This is a genomic window from Nonomuraea sp. NPDC049400 (assembly GCF_044466425.1).
GTDB lineage: Bacteria > Actinomycetota > Actinomycetes > Streptosporangiales > Streptosporangiaceae > Nonomuraea.
Window position 1 is genome coordinate 98,273 of sequence record NZ_JBITMP010000034.1, and the last position, 25,135, is coordinate 123,407.

The window sequence follows — 25,135 nt, forward strand, 5'->3', positions numbered from 1 at the left end:
CGGCGTAGACCGGGACCGGCTAGTGGTCCTCGCCCTGCGGCGGCAGCGCGGCCACCACCGGGTGGTCCTTGTCTATCTTCCCGACCTTCGAAGCGCCACCCGGCGAGCCGAGGTCTTCGAAGAAGTCCACGTTCGCCTTGTAGAAGTCCTTCCACTGCTCGGGAAGGTCGTCCTCATAGAAAATCGCCTCGACGGGGCATACAGGCTCACACGCGCCGCAGTCCACGCACTCGTCGGGGTGGATGTAAAGCATGCGCTCGCCCTCGTAGATGCAATCGACGGGGCATTCCTCGATGCACGCCTTGTCCAGGACGTCCACGCAAGGCTGCGCGATGACGTAGGTCACCTCGAGCTCCTTCTTCTCCAGCACCATGGCATGACTCTGACCGCGGTTTGCTACGCCCTAGTATTGCCGTGCTTGCCAGCTGGCCGAAACGGAGGGTGGCAAAGTCGTGGCCGCACGCCTCGTCATCGCGATCACAAGTCAGGATATAGGTGCACGGATCACCACCCGTAGGCGCGTTCCAGGGGGATTTCGCGACGCTGTGGGCATCCTCGTGTCGTGGGAGGACGGACTTCTAAAAGTTCGCAAAAAGGACGGCACGGTAGTGGAGATCCCTGAAGAGACACTGGTGGCGGCCAAGGTCGTTCCGGCCGCGCCTCCTCGACCTGGGCGGATGCAACAGTAAGTATTCGTACTGTGACTGTACGTACCTGCGCCGCCGCCGCAGCAGCCATCCTCGCCAGCGCCGGATGTGGCGCGTCGTCCACAGACCACAGCTCGACCCAGCCGAAGAGCCTGCCGCCGGTCAACGTCCAGGCGGACTCGATGAAGGCCGGCTTCACCAACATCGACCGGCTCGTCGAGGCCGCCAAGCGCGAGGGCCAGCTCAACGTGATCGGGCTGCCCCGCGACTGGGTCAACTACGGCGAGGTCATCGACACGTTCTCCGACAAGTACGGGATCAAGGTCAACGAGCTGGAGCCGGGCGCGAGCAGCAAGCGCGAACTGGACGCCGCCGCGCAGCTCAAGCCCGACGTGTTCGACCTGACCATGGACGTGGCCGTCTCCGGAGCCGACCGGTTCGCCCGGTACAAGGTGCAGGGCTGGCAGGACCTGCCCGACCACGTCAAGGATCCCGCCGGCGCCTGGTACGCCGCCTACGGCGGCTACATGTCCATCGGGTACGATCCGCGCGCGGTCAAGCCTCCCGCCTCCTTCGCCGACCTGCTCAAGCCCGAGTACCGGGTCGCGCTCGACGGTGACCCGCTGCGCTCGGAGGGGGCGTTCGACGGCGTGATGGCCGCCTCCATGCAGGCAGGGGCGCCGCGGCCGGAGCAGGGGGTGGCGCTGTTCGCCAGGCTCAAGCAGGCCGGGCGGCTCACCGATCTGACCAAGGCCAACGTGGTCGTGGCCTGGGACCACCTCAACGCGGCCCGCAGCGCCGCCCACCCCGACGCCTGGCGGGTGACGATCCCGCGGGACGCCCCGCTCGGCGACTACCACATGCAGGCCATCAACAAGGCGGCCCCGCACCCGGCCGCGGCCCGCCTCTGGCAGGAGTTCGTGTTCTCGGACGAGGGCCAGAACCTGCTCCAGAAGGGCTTCGCCCGCCCCGCGCGCGGCGAGGCGATGCTCATGAAGGGCACGCTCGACTCGGAGCAGGCCGCGAAACTTCCCAAGGCGCCGGGCCGTCCTGTGCTCATGACGATTCCGCAGGCAGACGCGGCGAAGGCGTATCTCAAGCAGGAATGGACGAAGAGTGTCGGATGAGTCCGATGTGACTTGATATGTCGTAGGGACGTTCAGGCTCTAAAGTGAGCAGACAGCACGGCCAGGGGGGCCCGATGTCTGATCGAATGTGAGCTGATCGTCTTGCGATATGACACACCGAGCTTGGAGCGGTGGAACAGTCGCGCCTACGACAGCAGCTTCGGCTACGTCTCGACGCAGGGCGCGCCGCTGGTCGATCTGCTGGATCCGCGGCCCGGAGAGCGCGTGCTCGACCTCGGCTGCGGCACGGGCGTGCTCACCGCGCAGATCGCCTTCAGGGGCGCGGACGTGCTGGGCATCGACGGCTCGCGCGTGATGATCGAGAAGGCCATCGCGCAGTATCCGGGGATCACGTTCGCCGTCGGCGACGGGCACGACTTCACCGTGGTAGACCCGTACGACGCGGTCTTCTCCAACGCGGCGCTGCACTGGATGAGCCGCGACCCCAGCGCCGTGATCGCCAGCGTGCGCGAGGCGCTGACGCCCGGCGGGCGCTTCGTCGCCGAGCTGGGCGGGGCGGGCAACTGCGCCGAGCTGACCGCCGCGATGCTGACGGCCTGGCGCGAGTACGGCCTGCGCGAACCCGACCTGCCCTGGTACTTCCCCACCCCCGCCGAGTACGCCCGGCGCCTCGAGCAGGAGGGGTTCGTGGTGCGGTTGCTTGAATACTTCGACCGGCCGACCCCGCTCGACGAGTGCCCCGGAGGGGCCGCCGACTGGGTGCGCATGTTCGCCGCGTCAGTGCTCGAAGGGCTCCCGCCGGAGATCGTGGAGCCCCTGCTCCATCGCGTGAACGAGTTGGCCGCGCCCGCGCTCCGCAGGGAGACTGGCTGGATGGCCGACTACGTGCGCCTACGCTTTGCCGCTGTTCGGCGTTGATGCGTTGTACATGATGCGTAGGGCTGTTTTGCCGGACTATGGTCTTTTCCGAGGCGGCGAGATTAGGCTGCACCGCTGCGGCGGCGTGAGGGGCTGGTGAACGGAACGGGATGAACTTCTGCCTGAGCGACCTCGTACCACCGTTGAGGTGGAGCGACGCCTCGACGATCACGCTGCTCACGGGGCAGCCGGATCTGCCGGACGCGTGGTGGCGCAGCCTGCCCATGCCGCACGTCCTCACGGCGATCGGCCCCGAGGCGTTGGGCGAGCTGCTGACGGAGATCGCCCTGGAGCACTGGCCCGCTGCCGCGGTGGGCGACGTACTGCCTGCGCTGTACGTGCTCGACCCTGATGAGGCCGACGAGCCCGCCGTCGCGATCGCCCTCGACCGGGCCGGATCGTGGGCCGGGCTGCTGACGCTGACCAGCAGGGAGCTGGTGGACCAGCCGTTCATCCAGGCGCGGCCGGTGCTGAACACACTGTTCTCGGCGGCCCTGGGACGTCTCGCGCACCCGCAGGTGGCCGAGCCGGCCCACCCTGCGCCCGCCGGCGCGCACGCCGCCGAGCCACGTGCGGCTGTGGAGCCGTCGCACGCCGCCGAAGAGCGCGAGCAGAGCGCCGACGAGGCGGCCCACGCGGCCGTGGCGCACGGGGCGGCACCTGAGCCGATCGAGGCCCACGAGGCGGCCCCTGAGCCGGTCGCGGCCGAGTCCGCGCCTGAGCCGGTGGAGGAGCCCGACCCCGTGGTCCGGTTCGCCGCCACGGGGTCGGTCATCGACGACCCCGAGCCCGCCGCCCACTTCTCCCCCGCCGGTTCCGTCATCGACGACCCCGAGCCCGTGGCGAGCGCGGCCGAGGAGGCGGCGCAGCACACCGCCGGGACCCCGGAGGCCGCCGAGGTCCGGCACACCGCCGGGACCCAGGAGCCAGCCGAGCCCCGGCACGCCGCCCCGGTTCCGGAGCCCGCCGCGGCCCAGCACGCCGCCGACAGCCCGGAGCCCGCCGAGCCCCGGCACGCCGCCGCGGCTCCCGAGCCCGCCGCGGCCCCGGAGCGCGACGGGGCCGAGCACGCCGTCGAGGCGGAGCGACCTGTGCACGATGAGGTCGCGGCGTCCCACGAGGGCGCGCCTGAGACCGGCGAGACCGGCGAGACCGGCGAGGGCGAGCCCGTGGCCGACGAGCCCCACGAGGCCGCCGCACATCACGAAGAGGCCGCCGCACTTCGCGAAGAGGCCGCCGCGCATCGCGAAGGCGAGCCGGCGGTTCCCGAGTCGGTGCTGGACGCCGACGCCGAGCCGGTCTCCGACGAAGGACGCGAGCCCGAGCCGCAGCCCGTGCTCGACGCCGCCGAGGAGCCCGCCCCCGAGCCGGCGGCCGAGGAGGCGTCGGCCCTGGAGGCCGAGAGCGCGGCCGAGGAAGCGGAGCCCTCCGAGGCACCGGCCTCCCAGCCGGAGCCCGCCCAGGCGATGGCTCCGGAGCAGGAGCCGGCCGCAGCCCAAGAGCTCGCCGCAGGGCAGGACCCCGCCCCCGCGCAGGAGCCTGCCCCAGCGCACGACCCCGCCGCAGCGCAAGAGTCCACCCCCGAGCAGGAGCCCGCCGCAGCGCAGGAGTCCGCCTCGGTGCCGGAGCCGGCCCCGGTGCAGGAGCCGGTCGGGCAGGAGCAGGGGTTGCCGGAGCTCATCGAGGCCGCGTTCGCCGGGCTCGACGACAAGAGCTGGGCCGTCGCGCAGAACCGGGTCTTCACCGACGAGCCCTCCGCCGTGGACCAGCTGGCCAAGCTCTTCGCCGTCCCCCCGGCCGAGATCTCCGCGACCGAGGACGAGTTCCGCACCCGCCTCGACCACTGGCTGGCGAGCGAAGAGGCGGCCCCGTACCGGGCGCATCTGGACGAGCTGCGCGAAACCCTGGGCCCGGCCGTCCGCAAGGAGCAGCTCATCGGCGCGGCCGACTGGCACAACGTGGAGATCCGCGCCCTGGAGGTCCCCGCCTGGCAGTTCGTGCTGGCCACGCTCGCGCCCCGGCGGGAGCCACAGCTCCAGCTCCAGCCGCAGTCGGCGTTCGGCCAGGTCCAGGTGCAGTCCCCGCCCCCGGGCCCGCCGCAGTTCCAGGCGTTCGCCCCGGCCGCCCCCGCGCCGGAGGAGGCCAACGGCAACTCAGGGGAGCACGAGCCGCACCAGCCGCCCAAGGACGTCTCCCAGACCATGCGCTGCTTCAGGCAGCCCGACGGCCGGTGGTGGCTGCGCATCGACGTGACCGCCGAGCAACTGGCCGGGGGCGAGTGCGCGCTGCCGACGGGGTTCGCGTCGTACCTGGGCCTCTCGCCCGGCGAGAGCAGGACGGTCAGGAGCGCAGCCGGCGAGCTGACCATGGCGTGGCACGGCAGACCGGTGCTCGAGTCCATCGAGCGCCTCCTGGTGGACGTGGGCGCGCGCGAGGGCGGCCACCTGTTCCTGACGCTGTCGGACGAGGGCGTGCTGAGGGCCAGGCACCTCCCGGTCGCCGCGCAGGGCGCCGAGAAGATCACCAAGGCGCTACGCCTGGTCGGCTACACGGCTCCGGGAGGCACCCGAGATCAGGCGGCCAGGGTGATCGCCACGAGGATCGGCATGACCGGACCGGTCGCACTCCCCGACCTGCTCACCAGGCTCCGCGAACGCGGGGACCGCGATCTGCTCGAACTCCTGGACTGAGCCGGTGCCGCGGCTCGCGATCGGCCCTGAGTTTCCCAGGGAGCTCAGCGCACTGGCCCAGCCGGTGCGCAGGGACGCCGTGGTCGCACTGCGCCGGTTCCTGCTGAACGTGGCCGGCGCCCCGCACCCCGAGCGGGTCAGGGGCGGCCGGGACCCGAGGGTCGCGACCCTGCGGCTCGCCGGGGGGCACCGCGGGGTGGTGGTGCGGCAGCGGGACGTGTACTGGCTGCGCACGGTGCTGCCCGACCCCGACGCCTGGTCGTACGCCCGCCGCCACAGGTACGGCGTCAACCCGGTGCTCGGCGTCGTCGAGGAGTGGGACGCCGAGGCGCTCGAACGCGTCGAGCCGGCGTTACGCAGGTCGGCCAGGTCCGCCGGGCTGTTCGACCCGATCTGCGACGGCGACCTGCTGGGACTCGGCCTGGACGTGCACGCGCTGCCGCTGTTCCGGCTGATCACGACCGAGGCCGACGTGGCCGCGCTCGAACCGCTCCTCCCGCCCACCCAGCACGGCCCGCTCGCCGTGCTCGCCAGGGGCGGCACGCTCTCCGAGGCGTGGCGTGAGCTGGACGCCTGGCGCGCGACCGACGAGGAGCCCGGCCCGATCGACCCCGAGGACCTGCACGCGGCACTGCGGCGCAGCCCCGACAGGGCGGTGTTCGTCACCGACAAGATGGAGCTGGACCGGGCGCTCGACGCCCCCGAATGGTGCACGTTCCTGCAGCCGCCGCAGAACCGGCTGGCCAGGGCCGGCCGGTACGAGCACCCGGTGCTGGTCGTGGGCGGGGCGGGCACCGGCAAGACGGTCGTCGCCCTGCAGCGGGCCGCCCATCTGGCCGCGCACGGGTCGGGCCCTGTGCTGCTGGTGACGTTCACGCAGGGGCTGGCCGAGGACCTGTCGGCGAAGCTGGACCTGCTGATCGAGGACGAGGTCATCCGCAAGCGGGTCGAAGTGGACAACGCCGAACGCCTGGCCCTGCGCATCGTGGCCGACGCGGAGGGCCGCCGCCCGGCGCTGGTCGGCCCCGGGGCGCGCACGCTGGCCCAGCTGACGGACGAGGCGCTCAGGCTGCTCTCCCTGGCGACGGGCGATCTGCTCGACGACGTGGATCCCGGGCGCAAGCCGTACCGTCACATCGTCGTGGACGAGGCGCAGGACGTCAGCCCGGCGCAGTGGCGGCTGCTGCGCGCGGCTGTGCCGCGGGCGCCCGATGACCTGTTCGTGGTCGGCGATCCGCACCAGCGGGTCACCGACACGCGGGTGACGCTCAGCGCGGTGGGCATCCCCGCCGTGCAGCACACGCTCAGGCTCTCCTACCGGATGCCCGAGGAACTCCTGTCGTTCGCGATGCGGATGCGCGGCGGCCCGGCCAGCGGCCTGGTCAAGGGCATGACCGATATGTACGGCTTGCGCGCGACGCGCAACGGCGAGCGCCCGATCGTCAGGGCGTACGACACGCCGGAGTCGGAGCTGGCCGGGCTGCGCAGCACGGTCGAGTCGTGGCTGGCGGACGGCGTGCCCTCGGATGAGATCGCCGTGGGCGCACGCAACTCGCGACTGGTCCGGCAGGCCAGGCAGGTGCTGGACGGACTGGACGTGCAGGCGTCGACGTTCCAGCATCTCAAGGGGCTGGAGTTCGAGCGGGTGGCGCTCATCGGCGTGGCGGAGGGCGTGGTGCCCGAGCCGCCGCCGGAAGAGCCTGACGCGAGGGCTCGTGCCCTGCAGCGTGAACGGTCCATACTGTTCGTCGCCTGCACACGTGCGCGGGCGATGCTCTATATCTCCCATTCCGGAAGAGGCAGCCCGTTTTTGTCACTCTAATCACATAGTCTGAACTGCGGATATATCTTCCCATTGCCGGTTGGACCTCAATGAACCTCAGCCTGAGCGACCTCGCGCCACCCCTGCGATGGACCCCCCCTGGTCAAATCGCGCCGATCGTGGAGGAGCCACAGCTGCCCGAGGCCTGGTGGCAGGCGATCCCTCTCGATCGCGCGTGCGCCATCGTCGGGACGCAGACCGTGGCCGGCCACCTGGCCGACCTCGCCGTGGCCTGCTGGGGTCATCTGATGATCGGCGACATCCTTCCGTTGCTGCGCTTCTCCGACCCCGCCGAGTCCGAGCGGACGCCGGAGATGCTCGGCAAGGACGTCGTGCAGAAGCTCTTCAGCGGCGTGTTCGAGCGGCTGCTCGAACCCGCGCCCGAGGCGGTGCCCGCGCCGTCCAGGGCGGACAGGCCGCTGCCCGAGTTGATCGACGACCTCTTCGGCGCGTTTGACGACCGGCAGCGGGCCATCGCCCGCGACCGGCTCTACGCGGCGCAGCGGGCCACGCTCGACGAACTGGCGCAGCGCTTCTCGGTGACGCGGGAGCGGATCAGGCAGATCGAGCGCGACCTGCGCGATCACGTGGACGCCTGGCTCAACAAGCCGGACGCCGCCGCTTTGATGGCGCACGTCACCTGGCTGCGTGGGCGGCTCGGGTCCGCGGTCCCGGCCGACGATCTCCAGGTCGCCGTGCCGTGGCACCGCGCCGAGCTGCGCTCGCTGGGGATCCCGGCGTGGCGGTTCGTACGTACGCTGCTGACCGGTTACGAGCAGGCCGACGGGTGGCTCGTGGCGGGCGGCGCGGACGAGTTGAGGGAGAAGACGCGGCAGCTGTTCGCCGACGGGCCGCGGCCGCTCGGCGAGGCGGTGGCCATGGTCGCCCAGCTCGGCGTGCGCGAGGACGTGGCCGAGCGGTGGATCCTGGCCGTGCCGCAGCTGCGCGTGCTCGGCCAGCACGTGGTGCCGTGGCCGCGCAGCATCAACGAGAAGGCCGAGGCGGTGCTGGCGGTGGCGGGCACGCCGCTGTCTCCCGAGGAGATCCAGGAGCGCATCGGCGAGGACTACAGCCTGGTCGGCATCCGCAACCAGCTCACCGCCGACGAGCGCTTCCGCCGGGTCGACAGGAACAAGTACGGCCTGACGCGGTGGGGCGGCGACGAGTACCTGGGGATCAGGGAGATGATCGCCAGGGAGATCGAGCGGGCGGGCGGCGAGGCCTCGGTGAGCACGATCGTGACGAACCTGACCTCGAAGTACGAAGTCAGCGAGAGCTCGGTGCGGGCGTACTCGGGCGGTCCCGGGTTCGAGCGCACCCAGCGGGGCTGGATCAGGGTGGCGGGCACCTCGCCGAGCGGGGAAGCGGAGCCGTACCAGCCGCGTAAGGACGTGTCGGAGACGCGGCGCAGCTTCCGCTCCCGCGACGGCCGCTGGTGGCACCGGGTGGACGTCAACGCCGAGCACCTGCGCGGGTCCGGTTCGCCGCTGCCCACCGGCTTCGCGGCGTACCTGGGAATGGCGCCCGGCGGGCAGCTCACCGCCTCGACCCCGTCCGGGGACGTGGTGATCAGCTGGCACAACCAGCCGACCATGGGGTCGATCCGCAACGTGCTGGCCGACTTCAAGGCGAGCGAGGGCGACCACGTGTTCATGACCGTGTCGGACGGCGGCGAGCTGCTGACCCGCTACCTGCCTGCCGCGCCGGTCGGGATGCCGCCGGTGAACCGGGCTCTCTACCTCATCGGCTACACCGCTCCCATCAGCTCGGAGATGGAGGGGTTGCGGCTGATCGGGGCGAGGATCGGGATGCCCGACACGGCCACGCGCGAGGAGGTGCTCGCCAGGCTGCGCGAGCGCGGCGACCGGGACATCCTCGGCTTCCTGGGCGGTTGAGCTCTTCGTCGGCGGTCGAGCCCGTGGACGGCGCTCGAGCTCTTCGTCGGCGGTCGAGCTCGTGGTCGGCGGTCCGGCTCTTCCTGGGCGGTTAAGCTCGGAGGATGCTCCGGATCTACGACACTCGTGCCAGGCAGGTCGAGGAGATCGGCGTGGGGCGGGCGTTGCGCATGTACACGTGCGGTCCGACGGTCTACCGCCACGCGCACGTGGGCAACCTCCGTACGTACCTGCTGTCCGACCTGATCAGGCGGGTCCTCGAGCGGCGGCGGGTACGCGTGCTGGCCTGCCAGAACATCACCGACGTCGGCCACCTGACCGACTCGGGCGCCGACAAGGTCCTGGAGCAGGCGCGGGCCGAGGAGCGCTCGGTGCGTGAGCTGGCCCGTTTCTACGAGGACGCCTTCAAGGACGACACCGCGGCGCTCAACATCCGCCCGCCGGAGCACATGCCGCGGGCGACCGAGACCGTCGACCTGATGATCGAGCTGATCGCCAAGCTGATCGAGCGTGGGCACGCGTACGCGGTGCCGGACGGGTCGGTGTTCTTCGATGTACGAACTTTCCCCACTTACGGCGATATTTCCGGAAATCGCCTGGATTCACTTAAGCCCGCCCACCGCATCGACGCCGTGGACCCCCGCAAGCGTTTCCACGCCGACTGGGCGCTGTGGAAGCCGTTCTCCGGAGAGCTGACGTGGGACTCGCCATGGGGCCGCGGCTTTCCCGGATGGCACGTCGAGTGCTCGGCCATGTCCCTGCGCTTTCTCGGCTCGCGTTTCGACGTCCACGTCGGCGGGATCGACCTGCGTTTCCCGCACCATGAGGACGAACGGGCACAGTCCAACTCGGCTGCCGGGCACGAGGTCGTCCAGCACTGGGTGCACGGGGAGCACCTGCTGTTCGACGGGCGCAAGATGGCGAAGTCCACGGGGAACGTGGTGCTGCTGTCGGATGTGGTCTCGGCCGGTCTCGACCCGCTCGCGGTGCGGATGGCGTTCCTCGAACATCGGTACCGGCAGCAGATGAACCTGACGTGGGACACGTTGCGGGCCGCGGACCGTACGGTGCGGAGGTGGCGGGCGCGGGTCGCCGAGTGGTCGGAGTCGCCCAGCGCGCCGATGGCCTCCGAGTACGCGCAGCGGGTCGAGTCGGCCTTCGACGACGACCTGGACACGCCGTCCGCCCTGCGGATCCTGCGGGAGCTGGAGCGTGACGCGTCGGTGGCGCCCGGCGCCAAGTTCGAGACGTTCCTGCATGTGGACCAGGTGCTGGGGCTGGACCTCTCCACGGAGATCGGCAAGGCGCGGGTGCTGCCTCCGGGGGCCGGCGAGCTGCTGGAGGCGCGCGGCCGGGCGCGGGAGGCCGGCGACTGGGGGGAGTCGGACCGGCTGCGGGACTTGCTGGCGGAGATGGGGGTCCGCGTCTCGGACACCCCCGATGGCCAAACCTGGTCCTGACACCCGCCCGCTTGAAGCGCACAGCGACGGACGCCTCACCCTGACGACGCCCGCCTCGCTGTGCGGCACGCCGGCGACGCACGACCTGCGCCGCTTGCGATGCCTCGCCGTGAGGCACCGCCGGCGACGCGCGACCTGCGCCGCTTCCCCGACGCAACGCCACGTCGCCCGGGCACGACCACCGCCTGCCGCGCCGCGTCGGTTAGACGCGGGACGGCGCAGCCCGGCACAACGCACAGAGCAGCCCGGCGCAACGCCCACAGCACCCAGCCGACGAGCCCACAACGCGCACTGCACCCAGCCGACGGGCCCACAACGCGCACCCAAGCTCGCCACAGCCCCACCCGATGCCCCGCGCCGACACCACGCGCGCAACACCCGCAGCATCCGGCTGGCGCGCCCTCATCGCACCCGCAGCACGCCCCTCGCGCCAGGAGCGCGAGCCACCCCGCGCCCGCGAACAGTCCCGGCCCGCATCCCACCCCACCACCCCACGCCGCAAGACGGGTGCGGTGGGTGAGGTGGTCGTTCTCGACCGTAACCAGCGCCCCAAAAGTCCTTCGACGGGGGTTTGCGAAGTCGTCCGGAGGAGTGATCCCGGACTGACAGACTTAGTGCCAGTTCGGCGGAGATGGAGGTGTCGGTGAGGCCCTATGCGTGGATGCCGCGGCCGTTGCGGTGGTTCACTCGGGTGTTGGCCGTTCTTGTCACACTGGTCCTGGTGCTGGCAGGAGTCCTCGTCTACACGGTGCGGAGGTCGTTCCCGCAGGTGGACGGGTCGCTGCGGCTGCCGGGCCTGAAGGGGAATGTGGAGATTTATCGGGATAAATCAGGAATCCCGCACATCTACGCCGACACCGCCGCCGACCTGTTCATGGCACAGGGATTCGTCCACGCCCAGGACCGCTTCTACGAGATGGACTTCCGCCGCCACCTGACCTCAGGCCGCCTCTCGGAGCTCTTCGGCAAGGCCACGGTCGAGAACGACAAGGCCATCAGGACCATGGGCTGGCGCAGGGTCGCCGAGCAGGAGCTGTCCGAGCTGTCCCAGCAGACCCAGGACTACCTGAACGCGTACGCGAAGGGCGTGAACGCCTGGCTCAGCGCCAACCCGAACGCCTCCGACCGCAGCCTCGAGTACTCCATCCTGAAGATCCAGAACGGTGGGTACCAGCCGGAGAAGTGGACCGCCGCCGACTCGGTGTCCTGGTTGAAGGCCATGGCGTGGGACCTGCGCTCCAACATGGAGGACGAGATCGACCGCTCGCTGGCGCTGACCAAGCTGCCCAAGGAGCGGGTCGAGCAGCTCTACCCCGACTACCCGTACGACCGCCACTCCCCGATCGTCACCGAGGGCACCGTCGACCAGGGCCGCTTCGACCAACGCGCCGAGCCGCGGCTCCGCGCCCCCCGAGCACTTTCTCAGGCCGCCAAGACCCTGGACGCCGTGCCGAGCACGATGGGCACCGAGGAGCGCGAGGGCATCGGATCCAACTCGTGGGTGATCTCCGGCGAGTACACCGCGAGCGGCAAGCCGCTGCTGGCCAACGACCCGCACCTGTCTCCGCAGATGCCCTCCGTCTGGTACCAGGCCGGGCTGCACTGCAGGAAGATCACGGAGGACTGCGCGTACGACGTGACCGGGTTCACTTTCTCGGGCGTTCCCGGCGTGATCATCGGACATACGGACAAGATCGCGTGGGGCTTCACCAACCTGGGGCCCGACGTGGCGGATCTGTTCCTGGAGAAGGTGCAGGGCGACACGTACCTGTACAAGGGCCAGCAGGTCAAGCTGGAGACCAGGCAGGAGCAGATCAAGGTGGCGGGCGGCGCCCCGGTCACGATCACCGTCAAGAGCACCCGGCACGGCCCGCTGATCAACGAGGTGATGGACGACGCCCGGCCCAGCGGCGACGCCAACGCGGTGGCGCTGCAGTGGACGGCGCTGACACCGGGGAAGACGGCCGACGCCGTCTTCGCGCTGAACAAGGCGGGCGACTGGGAGGAGTTCAAGGCCGCGGCGTCGCTGTTCGACGTGCCCTCCCAGAACCTGATTTATGCCGACACCACGGGCAAGATCGGCTACCAGGCTCCGGGGCGCATCCCCGTACGGGAGAAGGGCGACGGCACCTGGCCGGTCTCGGGATGGACGGGCGAGTACGACTGGAACGCGGCCCCCATCCCGTACGACCAGTTACCTTCGGTGGAGGACCCGGCGGACGGGTTCATCGTCACGGCGAACAACGCCGTCATCGACCCGAAGCGCTACAAACCCCTGCTGACCAAGGACTGGGCGCACGGCTACCGCTCCCAGCGCATTCGCGACCGCATCAAGGAAGCCCTCAAGAAGGGCCCGGTCGACGCGGCGACCATGTCGGCGATCCAGCAGGACACGTACAACGGCTTCGCGGACACGCTGGTCCCGGCCCTGATGCAGGTCGACCTCGCGGGCCCGAGCGGCGAGGCCAGGCAACTGCTGAAAACGTGGGACCGCACGCAAGGTCTCGACTCCACCCCCGCCGCCTACTTCAACGCCGTATGGCGCCAGGTGCTCGTGCTGACGTTCAACGACGAACTGCCGGAGGGCGCCAGGCCCGCCGGAGGGGACCGCTGGTATGACGTCGTCGGGCGCCTGCTCGAACTTCCGGACGACCCCTTCTGGGATGACGTGACCACGAAGAACCGCAAGGAGACTCGCGACGACATCCTCCGCCAGGCGCTGGCCTCGGCGTACCAGGAGCTGTCCGACCGGCTCGGACCGGAGGTCAAGTCCTGGCGCTGGGGGGATCTGCACCAGCTGGAACTGGTCAACGGCTCGCTCGGGACATCGGGGATAGGGCCGGTGGAGGCGATGTTCAACCGGGGACCGCTGGCAGTGGCGGGGAGCAAGGACGCCGTCAACGCCACAGGTTGGAACGTTCAGAGCGGGTACGAGATCACCGCCGTGCCGTCGATGCGCATGATCGTCGATCTGTCTGACCCGGACAAGTCCCAGTGGATCAATCTGACGGGCGCGTCGGGGCACGCCTTCCACGACAACTACTGGGACCAGACGTCGGCCTGGGCGAGGGGCGAACTGCTGCCGATGTACTCGAAGCCTGAGTCGGTCAAGAAGGCGGCCGTCCACGCCCTCAAGCTGACCCCCTGACCGAGGCCCTGGGTCCGGACACATCCCGGAACGGGCAATCGGCCCGGCCTGAATGCGCCCCGAACGCATGACCGGCCGGGCCCGAACGCACCTCAGAACGCACAACCGCCCCGATCCGATCACCCCGGTACGCATAACCGACCGGACCTGAACACACCCCCCAGAGCACACAACCGGCCGGCCCCGAACACCCCCCTGGAAATGCACAACCGGCCCGAACCGCAGGGCACCCCCAGAACGCACAACCGGCACGATCTGCGGGCACCCAAAGCCCACAACCGGCACGCCCCGGAGGCACTCCGGAACGCACGAACGTACGACCGACCTATTAACGTCCGTACGACCTATCCAGGTCCGACCGTCGCCCGGGACGGACGACGTGGGGCCGGCGCCGCACCACCCTGACCGTACGACCACAGTTGTAGACACGATCCAAACCCTGGGCCGACGCGCCGGCCCTCCCCCTCCTGCCACCATGGCGCCATGAATCGCCTCTGGTATCTCATCGGAGTCCTGCTGGTGCTCGCGGGCCTCGTTCACCTGGGCGTCTTCGTCGTGGACGGCGGGCCGTGGGAGGGCGCGGTGTCGTGGCGCAAGCCGTTCACGTTCGGCGTGTCGTTCGGGCTGAGCGTCCTGAGCCTGACGTGGGTCTCCCAGTTCGTGCGGCTCCGCGCCCGCCCGCTGCTGCTGGGTGCCTTCGCCGGGGCGTCCACGTTAGAGGTGGCCCTGATCACCGTTCAGGCATGGCGGGGCGTCCCGTCGCACTTCAACATGGAGACCGCCTTTGACGCCACTGTCGCGAGGACCCTGGCGGCAGGCGGCGGCGTCCTCATCGCCATCGCGATCACCATGACAATCGCCGCATTCCGCCCCAATCCTGACGTGCCGCCGAGCATGCGCCTGGCCGTACGAGCCGGCTTCGCCACCCTGCTCGCCGCCATGGCCTTCGGCGCCGTCATGATCGCCCGTGGGGTCATCGAGGTGGTGACGGGCAACCAGCAGCTCGCGTACTCGGTGGCCACCACGCTGAAGCCCGCACACGCCGTGTTCATGCACGGCGTCCTGCTCCTCCCTGCCCTGTCCTGGCTCCTGTCCCGCACCTTGCTCCAGGAGGCCGCCCGTCTCCGCTGGGTACGCCTGGCCACCTGGCTCTACGTGACCGTGGCCGTGGCCGTCTCCGCGCTGGCCCTAGCGGGCATCACCGTCGTCACGCCGTCCACCGCGTCTATCCTGTGCGCCGCCGCCGTCTCAGGCCTTGGCATCGCCGCCCTCGCCCTGGGCACGCTGAAGGCACCTTCAGGCGGACGGGACCGTCGGACAACCGGATGCAGGGGCAGCCCACGTGACAATCTCACCCGGAGTGCGGGCATACCACCTCACCCAGAGTGCGAGAATGCCGCCGCCTCACCCAGAGTGCGAGAGTGCCGCCTCCCCCAGAGTGCGGGCATGCCAACACCCACCGATGCGAACGCGGCGATCAACATGCTGAGGGCAGGGCGTGCCTGGGCGAAGCTGTGGTCTGGCGAGAAGCCGCTCCCTCCAAGCGAGCGGAGGAGTCACTGTTACCCTCTTGCCTTGTGACTGATCGACGCCTTCTCCTCGTGCACGCCCATCCGGACGACGAGTCGATCGGCACCGGCGCGACCATGGCCAAATACGTCGCCGAGGGCGCCCACGTCACGCTGGTGACCTGCACGCTCGGCGAGGAAGGCGAGATCATCCCCAAGGACCTCGCCCATCTGGCCGCCGACCAGGACGACGCGCTCGGGCCGTACCGGATCGGTGAGCTCGCCGCCGCCTGCCAGGCGCTCGGCGTCGAGGACCACCGATTCCTGGGCGCGCCCGGGCGCTGGCGCGACTCCGGGATGATGGGGGTGGCGTCCAACGACCATCCGAAGGCATTCTGGCGCGCCGACCTCGACGAGGCGGCCGGGGAGCTGGTCAAGGTCATCCGAGAGGTACGGCCCCAGGTGCTCGTCACGTACGACGAAAACGGCTTCTACGGGCACCCCGACCACATCCAGGCCCACCGGGTTTCACGCAGAGCGTTCGAGCTGGCCGCGAACCCGGACTTCGGCGAGGGCGAGCCGTGGCAGATCGCCAAGTTCTACCACACGGCCCTCGCCCGATCCGTCATGCTGCGCACGGTGGAGGCGCTGCGCGAGGCCGACGTCGACTTCCTCATCGAGGAGGTGGACGACATGCCGTTCGGCACCGCCGACGCCGACATCACCACCGAGATCGACGCCCGCCCGTGGATCGGCCACAAGATGGAGGCCTTGCGGGCGCACGTCACGCAGATCAGCGTGGACGACCCGTGGTTCGCGCTGTCCAACAACGTCGGCCAGGAGGTCCTCGGCGTCGAGCACTACACGCTGGCCTTCGGCGTGCCCGGCCCTCCGGTGCCCGGTCCCCCCGTCGAGGCGGGCGGGCTGGGTGAACCGCACAACCGCGAGAACGATCTCTTCGCGGGCATCGACTAACCTCGTGCGACATGGAACATCGCAGCCAGGCCGAGTCGGCCCTGGGTGGGGCGGCGTACGGCATGCTGTTCGTGCTCGGTGTCGTCATGGGCGTCGTGGGCGGCTTCACGCATCCGGTGTGGCAGGCGGGGCTCGTTCCCCTTTCCGCGATCGCGTGGGTGCTGGCCTTGCTGGCGGTCTGTCTAGGGGCGGGCAAGCTGATGCGGGCGAGGCTCGGGGCCTTCGCGACGGCGCTCGGATGGCTGCTGGTGACGATGCCGTTCGCGCTCAAGCTGGGCGCGGGTGACCTCGTGATCGCGAACGGCGCGCCCGGTTATGTCTACCTGTACGGAGGATTGGTGGCCGTTGTGGCTGCCTATTTGCTTTCGCCCACGTCAAAGGGTGGTTCGTGGCTCTTGCATGGGTACCATCAGTAGAACTCTATGTAGAGGCATAAAGTAGCGTTCGTGCATTCGATCGAGCGGCCCGCGGACCCCGCAACGTACCGCAAGGTTGTCGGCCGCTTCGCCACCGGAGTCGCGATCGTCACGACCAGGGTGGGCGACCTCGATCATGCGATGACGGTTAATTCGTTCACCTCCGTCTCCCTCGACCCGCTCCTTGTGCTGTTCTGCGCGGAGAAGGTGGCCCGCTTTCACGACGCGGTGATGGAGGCGGGGATGTGGGGGGTGTCCGTGCTGCCCGCGTCCATGGAGGACGCCTCGCGCTTCTTCGCCCACCGGGGAAGGCCGCTGAACGGGCAACTCGCGCGGTGGTCGCATCATCGGGGAGAGACGGGGGTCGCGTTGTTCGACGGGGCCATCGCCACCATCGAGTGCACGACGACGGCCGTACACGATGGAGGGGATCACTCGATCGTTGTGGGCGGGGTGATGGCGCTGGACACGCCCTCGGACGGGGCACCGCTGCTGTACCACGACGGGCGCTACAAGACTCTCTAGGCTGCCCCATGCGGATGGGCCTGGTCTGCGTGTAAGTCTCGCGCTGGGTCAAAGTGGGGTTGTGCGGATGGGCGTGGTCCGGGCATATGCCGGGCCGGGCGGTCGTACGGATGCATGCGGTCCGGGCATGAGTCGGGCCAGGCGCTTGGCCTGGCCCGCTCATTGGTCGCAATCCCGTGTCGTTACTGGGTGGGAGTGCTGGCCGATTCCGACGGCGTGGTCGTCGGGGTCTCAGACGGGACGCCGGTGTCGGTCGGCGTCACCGTGGTCGTCGGGGTCTCCGTGGGAATCTCCGTCGGTGACTCCTCCACCGGCGGCGCACAGGTGGGGATCTCCGTGGAGCTCGCCGTCGGCGTCGCAGTGTCGGTGGGGACGTCGGTCGGTGTCGTGGTCGGAGTCTCAGTCGGAGTTTCGGTCGGCGTTTCGGTCGGCGTTTCCGTGGGAGTTCCGGTCGCGGTGTCAGTCGGAGCCGCGGTGTCAGTCGGAGTAGGTGCCGGGGTGTCGGTCACCGGAGGGCTCGTCGTGGCAGGCGCGGAATCCGTGGTGGTCGGCGTCGCCGTGTCAGTCGGGACATCCGTCGGCGTGAGGGTTTCCGTCGGCTCGGCACTCGGCTGACAGGTGAACGTCACTGTCTCCGTGACCGTCGGACCGGGTTCGGTGACCGTGACCGTCGGGCCAGGCTCGGTGACCGTGACCGTCGGAAGGGGCGTCACGCTGATGGCCGGCTTGCCGCGTTTCTTGTACGTGCCCCAGCCGAGTTTCTTCCTGGACTCTCCCGAGCCCTCGGTGACCGGGATGTCGACGCTGGCCGTCTTGCACGACCTGCCCTTACACACTTTCTGCTTGACCGAGAAGAGGGCGGCTTCCGCATCCGTGATGGATACATTCAGGTAGGAAACGCCTCGGCTCTTGACGACCTTCGTCGTGGCGGTGTAATCCCCGGCTGTGGGGGTCTCCGTTGGGGTCGCACTCGGGGTCGGGACGGTGGTTAACGCCACCCCCGCGCCTAGAGCGCCTAGTCGGTTGTCAGTGGATCGTAGGGGATCGGACGCTGACGTCTGGGTAATCGCGATTCCGCCGGCTCCTGCCAGTGCGACGGTGCCGAGCAGCGCGCCCAGGATGGAGAATCTCATAATCCTGCTCTTGTAGGAGATTTCAGGACGGGGGCCATTATTCCGACTTGTCAAGATTGGTCAAGGTTGAGACGCATGGAGACGCGCTTCCGGTTCCGCCGTGCGGCGAACTACATCAATCTCGCCACTCCGCTCGGTTTGCTGGTCTCGTTCATCGGTGGCGCGACCAGGCGATCTGGCCCCAATGGGCTCATCCTGGCTTTCGGCTACCGCTACCGCTTCCCCATCGCGGGAGCATTCACCGTGGGCAACGTCGTCGTGACGAAGCGGAACGCCCTGGACGACCGCCTCATCCTCCACGAGGACCGCCACGCCACCCAGTGGGCCTGGTGCGTCGGCCTCCCCATGCTCCCCCTCTACCTGCTGTCGATGCTCGTATCGGTGCTCGTCTGCGGCAACCAGGCTTCGTACAACGTCTTCGAGCGGCTGGCCGACCTGGAGGACGGCGGCTACCCCCGGGCTCCGCTGTGGTGGCGACGGCCGAAGGGCGCGTCATAAGCAACGCTCCCGGTACGGCGCCCGGCCGCAAACTGGCGCGGCGTTCCGCTCATGGCCGACCCGCGTGAAGCAGTGACTTCCCGATGGCAGGATTGGGGCCATGAGCGAGAGCTTCCCGCGCCTGTCTGCCAGGACCCGCCGGTTCACCCTCGGGGTGCCCAGGGGCTTCACGATCTCTCCGGACGGCGGCCGGGTGGTCTTCCTGCGCACGCAATCGGGCACCGATCCGGTGACCTGCCTGTGGGAGCTCGACACCGACACCCACGTCGAGCGTCTGGTGGTTGACCCGCGGGCGCTCCACGGCGACGAGGAGGACCTGCCGCCCGAGGAGCGGGCCAGGCGCGAGCGCAGCCGGGAGGCGGCGGGGGGCGTGGTCGCGTACGCCGCCGACAAGGACGTGACCCGGGCCTGCTTCGCCCTGTCCGGCGTTCTCTACGTCGTCGAGCTGGCGAGCGGCCAGGCGCGGCGGCTGGACACCCCGGGCGCGGTCATCGACCCCCGCCTGTCGCCTGACGGGCGACATGTCGCATACGTCACGGGCGGCGCCCTGCACGTCCAGGACCTCGTCACGGGCGAGGACCGCGCGCTGGCCACGCCGGAGTCGGAGACGGTGACGTACGGGCTGGCCGAGTTCATCGCCGCCGAGGAGATGGACAGGATGCGCGGCTACTGGTGGGCGCCGTCGAGCGACGCGCTGCTGGTCGAGCGTGCCGACGAGGCCCCGGTCCAGGTCTGGCACATCGCCGACCCGGCCAACCCCGACCGACCGGCCACGGCCCAGCGCTATCCGGCCGCCGGCACGCCCAACGCCGCCACCGAGCTGTTCGTGCTGGGGCTCGACGGGTCGCGGGTCGCGGTGCCGTACGAAGAGGAATACCTCACGACGGCGGCCTGGGACCCCCACGCGCTGTCGATCGTGACCATGACCCGCGACCAGCGGACGATGCGGCTGTTCACGGTCGATCCGGCGACCGGCGCGTCCACGCTGGTCCGCGAGGACACCGACTCCGCCTGGGTCGACGTCGTCACCGGTGTGCCCGCGCACCTCGACGACGGTTCGCTGGTGTGGGTGGCGAGCTCCGAGGGCGGCAACCGGCTGTTCGTGGGCGACCGCGCGGTCACGCCGCCCACGCTGCAGGTGCGGGCGGTGCTCGACGTCGACCACGACAGCGTGCTGTTCAGCGCGAGTGGCGACCCGACCGAGATCCATCTGTGGACCTGGGACGGGCATTCGCTGCTGCCGGTCTCGACCCGTTCCGGGGTGTTCTCGGGGCGGATGGCGGGCGGCGTGGGCGTGCTGAGCGAGCAGAGCCTCGATGCCGAGGGCGTGTCGACCACGGTTGTGCGGCGTGACGGCATGGCGGTGCCGATCCCGTCGTTCGCCGAGCGTCCCGGCCTCGATCTGCGGGTCTCGCTCGGCCGTTCCGGCCGTCGCGAGCTGGCCACCGCCGTGGTGCTGCCCTCGTGGCACGAGCAGGGCTCGCGGAAGCTGCCGGTCCTCATGGACCCGTACGGCGGTCCGCACGCGCAGCGCGTCCTCAACCGGCGCGGCGCGTTCCTGGAGAGCCAGTGGTTCGCCGAGCAGGGGTTCGCCGTCATCGTGGCCGACGGGCGCGGCACTCCTGGGCGGGGTCCCGAGTTCGAGCGGACCGTGCTGAACGACCTGGCGACCCCCGCGCTCGAGGACCAGATCGACGCCCTGCAGGGCGTGGCCGAGCAGTACCCCGACGACCTCGACCTGACGAGGGTGGCCATCCGCGGCTGGTCGTTCGGCGGGTTCCTGGCCGCGCTGGCGGTGCTGCGGCGACCCGACGTCTTCCACGCGGCGGTGGCGGGGGCGCCGGTGACGGACTGGCGGCTGTACGACACGTGCTACACCGAGCGATACCTGGGCCATCCGGACGAACAGCCCGAGGTGTACGAAAAGTCCTCGTTGTTCGCGGACGCCGGCAAGCTCGAACGCCCGCTGCTGCTGATCCACGGCCTGGCCGACGACAACGTGGTGGCCGCCCATACGCTGCGCCTGTCGTCCGCCCTGCTGGCAGCCGGTCGGCAGCACAGCGTGCTCCCGCTGTCCGGGGTGACGCACATGACGCCGCAGGAGGTCGTGGCGGAAAACCTGCTGCTGCTCCAGGTGGACTTCTTGAAGAAGTCGCTGGGCTGAGCTATGTCCGCAGGGCGTCGAGTGCCCGTGACACGGTCAGGCCGGAGATCACCACGCCGCCCAGGACGATCAAGGTGAGGTAGAACGGGGCACCCAGCAGGGCGAGCTGGCCCTGAACGATGCCCAGGATGACCACGGCGAACACCGTGCCGCCGATGGCGCCGCGGTCACCGTACGCGATGGCGCCGGGCCCGACGGCGCCGAGCCCGCCGGCACCACGCTCGCCGGGCCCGACGGCGCCGAGCCCATCGGCGCCACGCTCACCGGGCCCGACGGCAACACGCTCGCCAGGTCCGACGGCGCCAGGCACGCTGGTGGGCGCCGGTGAGCCGCGCTTGCCGCTCAGACTCGCGCCGCCCAGGACGACGGCGGCGAGTGCGAACACGACGGCCGACAGCCCCTGAGAGCCCGGCTGTGCCGCCCCCAGTCGCAGCAGCAACAGAAACCCCCCCAAAGCGGCGAGCACGCATGATCCGGCCAGCCCGGCCAGCGGGCCCACCCACTCCTTGCTCAGCCAATGGCGAAGATCTCGCCACTTCCACACCAATCCGCCCGCCACCGAAACGACGGCGAATGCCACGAACCCGACCACGGGCGGAACCACCAGCGGGTCGGCCAGGATGACCGCCCTACCCTGGGCGACGGCGAACAGCAGCGCGTCGCATACCGCGGCCGCGGCGACCGTGACCGCCCAGGACGGCGCCGACAGCAGCACCGTGAACGCCCCCATGACCAGTCCTGCGATCCCGGCGAGCAGGAGCACGAGCAGCAGTGCGACGATCAACGGCAGCCGGGCGACGGTCACGAGGGAGGCGATGAGAGCACCGGACAGCGCGGACACGGATCCCACGGCGAGATTGGGCGTGCCGGTGCGCAGTGACAGGGACAGCCCCACGGCGACCAGGCCGGACGGCGCGGACAGCGCAAGGATGTTCAGCAGGTGCCCGTCAGGTGCGGTGAGCAGGACCATCACCACGCCAAGCACCGTGACTAATCCGAGCACGCCTTCCCAGGCCCACTGCCATTTGCTCACGCTGTTGATGTTGACAACGCCATCTCACCATCGCAAGACCCATTCGGCCCGCCGGCTCGCCTTCCCGTGCATGCGGGGCAGGCCGAGGCGGCCTGACAACCCCCAGCTCTGCAGAGGCGGTCTGACAACCCCAGGTCTGACTACGCACCTCCGAAAACCAAACCCTGGTCCGACGCGATCCCAGCTCCCGCTCCGGCATCGTGAACGCCATGCTCAAGCCCCTCACCATCACCCTGACGCTCGGGGCCCTGCTCGGCACGGGCCCGCACGCCCTGGCGACCACGGCGGCCACCGGCGGACCGCAAGAGTGGCAGGCCTGTCCCAACGACAAGATCGGCATGGAGTGCACCGACCTCCAGGTCCCGGTCGACTGGCAGAAACCCGACGGCCGCAAGATCTCCCTCAAGCTGGGCCGCCTGAAGGCCACCGGCAAGTCGGAAGGCTCGGTCCTGGTGGCCTACGGCGGCCCGGGCGGCCCCGGCATCGCGATCACCCAGTCCAGCCCCGGCTGGTGGGCCAAGCTCCGCGAACGCATGGACATCGTCACGTGGGACACCCGCGGCTACGGCGAGCAGTTCAGCGGCCTCAGCACGGGCCTGCCGTGCGCGTGGACCCGCATCCCCATCCCTGACACCCCCCGAGACGACGCCGACTTCGGCCGCCTGTCCGACACCAACCGCGGCTACGCCGAAGCCTGCCGCCTCAAGGATCGCGAGCTGTTCGCCAACATGAGCTCGGCGGACCAGGCCAGAGACATGGAGGCGATCAGGAAGGCCCTGGGTGAGGAGCGGCTCAACTACTACGGCGCCTCCTACGCGGGCTTCTACGGCCAGGCGTACGCCCGTCTCTTCCCCAGCCGGGTCCGCACGATGGTCCTTGACGGCACCTGGAACCACAGCGCCGCCGACTGGGAGCACGAGCTGGAGGAGATGGCCAAGTCCAACGAGCAGTTCCTGCGGCGCTTCTTCACCTGGTGCGCCACCAACGACTGCGCGGACGTGCCCGGGCTCTGGCGCACGCTGATCGCCCGAGCCGACCGCACGCCCATCCCCACCAAGACCGCCAACGTCGCCTACAAGGCCCGCGACCTGCAGAGCTTCGCCCTGGCGCTGGCCCGTCAGGGTGCCACGGCCTGGCCCAAGCTGGCCCAGGCGATCCGCAAGGCCGCCAAGGGTGATGCCTCCGACTTCGTGCCGGAGCGGGGTGCCCGCTACCCCGACCAGGCCACGGGTGTCACGGAATGCACCGACTGGCCACGCTTCGCCAACCGCGCCGAAATGTCCGCCACCACGAAACGCCTGCTCCGCCTGGCCCCCAACACCGGCACCGCCAACACGATGGCCTCGGCCACTCTGGGCTGCATCGGCTGGCCCCAGCCCGTCACCAACCCACCCACCCCTCTCCCCAAGGGCCTGCCGCCGATGCTGGGGGCAGGCGCATGGGGCGAGTCGGACGCGGTAGAACGTGTCCTGTCCCAGGTGCCGGGCAGCGCCACCATCCGCCACGACGGGCCAGGCCACACGCTGTACGGGTTCAACGCCTGCGCCCGCGACAGCATCAACCGCTACTTCACCGACCGCACCCTCCCATCCGCCAAGACGGAGTGCTGACTTGCCGCGGACTCGAGTGAGCCGATCAGAGCGCTTACTGCAGCGCCCGGAGGATCAGATCGTTCAAGGCGGTCTGCTCCTGCGGCGTGAACTTGGCCAACGGGGAATCCTCGCTGAGCAGCTCCAGCAGGCGTCCGCGCAGGGCGATGCCTTCGGAGGTCAGTACGAGCTGTTTGGCCCGGCGGTCGCTCGGATGGGGGCGCCGTTCGACGATGCCCTGCTCCTCCAGCCGGTCGACGACGAACGTGGCGTTCGACGGCTCGCACCCCATGCGGTCGGCCAGGTCACGCATGGTCAGCGGGCCGGTGAGCTCGCGTAGTGCCACCGCTTGGGCGGCGGTCAGGTTCAGCGCGCCGGCTCGCTCCCTGATGTGGCCCTCGATCTGCCTGGCCAGGGCGTTGACGAGCCCGCACAGGTTCCGCTCGGCGGCGGCAAGGGCCTCGCTGTCGGCTGCGGCAGTGCTGGTGGGCTGGGGCCGGGTCATAGCTACAGGATACCTCAAGTGTGCACATTTGCAGCTTGAATAGTTCTAGTTGTAAGTTTCTGAAGCATGAGCACTCACGAAGAGCGTTTGCGTCGGCCGTCCCCCATCCGTTCGCTGGAGTTGGGCGATCTCAAGGTCGCCGAATACCTCTGAGGATGCCCCGGCTTCAGGCCGGGAGGAATTGGACTCCTGCGGAGCAGGGCAGGAACAGCTGATGCGCCCCCAGGGCGGATCAGCGTCCGGTAGAGTCGCGTCCGCGGGTTGCGAGAACCAAGCCTCCCGCGCGTGCTGATCGAGAACCAAGACAGCACATGCGTCTCCAAGCTTGCCGTACCAAACCGGGCAGGTTCCGTCCCGGCTGGTGTTGATGGAGTAAGACCTTGCTGATCGCTGACCTGCGGGGCTTCCTGAGCCAGGAATCCCCCTTTCAACCAGGGGAGGGTTCAACTATGTGCCTGATGGCGTGCGGTTGAAGCCGTACGGATGGTTGCCTGGCACGACAGAGCGGGACTGGTCGGGACAACGCCGCCTACCTCGACGACACGGGCAACTTGGTGGGCAGCGTTGGCGGCCTGCTGGTGGAGCACGGCAAGAGAGCGTTGATGATCGATGCCGGGGTGGGACCGCTGTCCCAACCCGACGACCCGGGCCACCCGAGGATCGGCGTGATCTGTGGCGGCGACCTGCTCGACAACCTCGCAAAGCTTGGTCGGCGGCCCAGATCGAGGCGGTGACCTTCACCCGACTTCGCCGAGGATGCCCTCGTCCTTCCGGCCGAAGGAGGAATCGGACTCCCGCAGAGCAGGACAGGAACAGACGTCAGGGCGCTTCGTCGTCTGCCGCGGGAGTTCCGAGGCCGGTCTCGATCAGGTGCAGGATCTCAGAGTTGAGGGAGCGCCGGTCGGTGCGGGCTTAGGCGGACAGGCGCCGGTGCAGGTCGGCGGGGAGTTTGAGAATAATGCGGACTTCTTGATCCATATCACCGAGTGTAGTGGTACGGTTGCGCCGTGATGACGCTGCAGGAGAGTGGGGAGGGGTCCGGGAACGCCCGGTACACCTACCGGCTTCGCGTGTCGTCCACCGCACGAACGGCGCTGTTAGCTGAGTGGGACCGCTGCCGG

The 25,135-nt window shown here is 69.7% G+C and carries 18 protein-coding genes; 15 read left to right on the forward strand and 3 right to left on the reverse strand.

The window, feature by feature from the left end; all coding sequences use genetic code 11:
* Positions 1 to 19: 19 nt before the first annotated feature.
* The gene (gene fdxA / locus ACIBVN_RS39855; protein WP_080047500.1) at positions 20 to 346 is read right to left on the reverse strand and encodes a ferredoxin; all 327 of its coding nucleotides are present in this window, start codon (positions 344 to 346) and stop codon (positions 20 to 22) included.
* A gap of 354 nt (positions 347 to 700) precedes the next feature.
* Here fdxA and ACIBVN_RS39860 point away from each other — a divergent pair, with 354 nt between their 5' ends.
* The 14 genes from ACIBVN_RS39860 to ACIBVN_RS39925 all read left to right on the forward strand — a co-directional run bounded on the left by ACIBVN_RS39860 (position 701) and on the right by ACIBVN_RS39925 (position 20,887).
* Entirely contained in the window at positions 701 to 1,774 is a 1,074-nt protein-coding gene (locus tag ACIBVN_RS39860) for an ABC transporter substrate-binding protein (RefSeq protein ID WP_397145473.1), read from the forward strand.
* A gap of 102 nt (positions 1,775 to 1,876) precedes the next feature.
* A complete protein-coding gene (locus ACIBVN_RS39865; protein ID WP_397145474.1) occupies positions 1,877 to 2,653 on the forward strand; it encodes a class I SAM-dependent methyltransferase in 777 nt (258 codons plus the stop codon).
* Between the two features lie 110 nt (positions 2,654 to 2,763).
* Positions 2,764 to 5,343 (forward strand): hypothetical protein, encoded by a 2,580-nt coding sequence (locus tag ACIBVN_RS39870; protein ID WP_397145475.1) that lies wholly within the window; start codon positions 2,764 to 2,766, stop codon positions 5,341 to 5,343.
* A gap of 4 nt (positions 5,344 to 5,347) precedes the next feature.
* A complete protein-coding gene (locus ACIBVN_RS39875) occupies positions 5,348 to 7,165 on the forward strand; it encodes a UvrD-helicase domain-containing protein (protein WP_397145476.1) in 1,818 nt (605 codons plus the stop codon).
* A gap of 119 nt (positions 7,166 to 7,284) precedes the next feature.
* Complete coding sequence (locus ACIBVN_RS39880) at positions 7,285 to 9,060, forward strand: sigma factor-like helix-turn-helix DNA-binding protein (RefSeq protein ID WP_397145477.1); 1,776 nt, start codon at positions 7,285 to 7,287, stop codon at positions 9,058 to 9,060.
* 104 nt (positions 9,061 to 9,164) lie between these two features.
* The gene (gene cysS / locus ACIBVN_RS39885; RefSeq protein WP_397145478.1) at positions 9,165 to 10,520 is read left to right on the forward strand and encodes a cysteine--tRNA ligase; all 1,356 of its coding nucleotides are present in this window, start codon (positions 9,165 to 9,167) and stop codon (positions 10,518 to 10,520) included.
* Between the two features lie 661 nt (positions 10,521 to 11,181).
* Positions 11,182 to 13,668 carry a penicillin acylase family protein gene (locus ACIBVN_RS39890; protein ID WP_397145493.1) on the forward strand — a complete coding sequence of 829 codons (2,487 nt, stop codon included), beginning with the start codon at positions 11,182 to 11,184 and terminating at the stop codon, positions 13,666 to 13,668.
* 483 nt (positions 13,669 to 14,151) lie between these two features.
* Complete coding sequence (locus tag ACIBVN_RS39895; RefSeq protein WP_397145479.1) at positions 14,152 to 15,249, forward strand: hypothetical protein; 1,098 nt, start codon at positions 14,152 to 14,154, stop codon at positions 15,247 to 15,249.
* The gene (mshB, locus tag ACIBVN_RS39900) at positions 15,246 to 16,151 is read left to right on the forward strand and encodes an N-acetyl-1-D-myo-inositol-2-amino-2-deoxy-alpha-D-glucopyranoside deacetylase (protein ID WP_397145480.1); all 906 of its coding nucleotides are present in this window, start codon (positions 15,246 to 15,248) and stop codon (positions 16,149 to 16,151) included. Before ACIBVN_RS39895 ends, mshB begins: the two co-directional genes overlap by 4 nt.
* A gap of 11 nt (positions 16,152 to 16,162) precedes the next feature.
* Positions 16,163 to 16,567 (forward strand): DUF6113 family protein, encoded by a 405-nt coding sequence (locus tag ACIBVN_RS39905; RefSeq protein ID WP_397145481.1) that lies wholly within the window; start codon positions 16,163 to 16,165, stop codon positions 16,565 to 16,567.
* 30 nt (positions 16,568 to 16,597) lie between these two features.
* A complete protein-coding gene (locus tag ACIBVN_RS39910; RefSeq protein ID WP_397145482.1) occupies positions 16,598 to 17,092 on the forward strand; it encodes a flavin reductase family protein in 495 nt (164 codons plus the stop codon).
* 189 nt (positions 17,093 to 17,281) lie between these two features.
* Complete coding sequence (locus tag ACIBVN_RS39915; RefSeq protein ID WP_397145483.1) at positions 17,282 to 17,707, forward strand: hypothetical protein; 426 nt, start codon at positions 17,282 to 17,284, stop codon at positions 17,705 to 17,707.
* 593 nt (positions 17,708 to 18,300) lie between these two features.
* Entirely contained in the window at positions 18,301 to 18,723 is a 423-nt protein-coding gene (locus tag ACIBVN_RS39920) for a hypothetical protein (RefSeq protein ID WP_397145484.1), read from the forward strand.
* 100 nt (positions 18,724 to 18,823) lie between these two features.
* On the forward strand, positions 18,824 to 20,887 hold the full coding sequence (locus ACIBVN_RS39925; RefSeq protein ID WP_397145485.1) for a prolyl oligopeptidase family serine peptidase: 2,064 nt from the start codon (positions 18,824 to 18,826) through the stop codon (positions 20,885 to 20,887).
* A 1-nt stretch (position 20,888) separates the two neighbouring features.
* Here the strand turns inward: ACIBVN_RS39925 and ACIBVN_RS39930 are convergent, their stop codons facing one another.
* Positions 20,889 to 21,920, reverse strand: coding sequence for a hypothetical protein (locus tag ACIBVN_RS39930; protein WP_397145486.1), 1,032 nt, complete (start codon positions 21,918 to 21,920; stop codon positions 20,889 to 20,891).
* Between the two features lie 209 nt (positions 21,921 to 22,129).
* On the opposite strand from ACIBVN_RS39930, the gene ACIBVN_RS39935 reads away from it, so the two are divergent.
* Positions 22,130 to 23,530: an alpha/beta fold hydrolase gene (locus tag ACIBVN_RS39935; RefSeq protein ID WP_397145487.1), complete on the forward strand. Its 1,401-nt coding sequence runs from the start codon at positions 22,130 to 22,132 to the stop codon at positions 23,528 to 23,530.
* Between the two features lie 34 nt (positions 23,531 to 23,564).
* Here the strand turns inward: ACIBVN_RS39935 and ACIBVN_RS39940 are convergent, their stop codons facing one another.
* Complete coding sequence (locus ACIBVN_RS39940; protein WP_397145488.1) at positions 23,565 to 24,014, reverse strand: MarR family winged helix-turn-helix transcriptional regulator; 450 nt, start codon at positions 24,012 to 24,014, stop codon at positions 23,565 to 23,567.
* Positions 24,015 to 25,135: the final 1,121 nt, after the last annotated feature.

Excerpts from the sequence above, each read along its gene's own strand:
- ACIBVN_RS39895 (WP_397145479.1), top strand. The coding sequence starts at position 14,152 with ATGAATCGCCTCTGGTATCTCATCGGAGTCCTGCTGGTGCTCGCGGGC.
- ACIBVN_RS39870 (WP_397145475.1), top strand. The coding sequence starts at position 2,764 with ATGAACTTCTGCCTGAGCGACCTCGTACCACCGTTGAGGTGGAGCGAC.
- cysS (WP_397145478.1), top strand. The coding sequence starts at position 9,165 with ATGCTCCGGATCTACGACACTCGTGCCAGGCAGGTCGAGGAGATCGGC.
- ACIBVN_RS39890 (WP_397145493.1), top strand. The coding sequence starts at position 11,182 with ATGCCGCGGCCGTTGCGGTGGTTCACTCGGGTGTTGGCCGTTCTTGTC.
- ACIBVN_RS39925 (WP_397145485.1), top strand. The coding sequence starts at position 18,824 with ATGAGCGAGAGCTTCCCGCGCCTGTCTGCCAGGACCCGCCGGTTCACC.
- ACIBVN_RS39905 (WP_397145481.1), top strand. The coding sequence starts at position 16,163 with ATGGAACATCGCAGCCAGGCCGAGTCGGCCCTGGGTGGGGCGGCGTAC.
- ACIBVN_RS39920 (WP_397145484.1), top strand. The coding sequence starts at position 18,301 with ATGGAGACGCGCTTCCGGTTCCGCCGTGCGGCGAACTACATCAATCTC.
- ACIBVN_RS39935 (WP_397145487.1), top strand. The coding sequence starts at position 22,130 with ATGCTCAAGCCCCTCACCATCACCCTGACGCTCGGGGCCCTGCTCGGC.
- ACIBVN_RS39940 (WP_397145488.1), bottom strand. The coding sequence starts at position 24,014 with ATGACCCGGCCCCAGCCCACCAGCACTGCCGCAGCCGACAGCGAGGCC.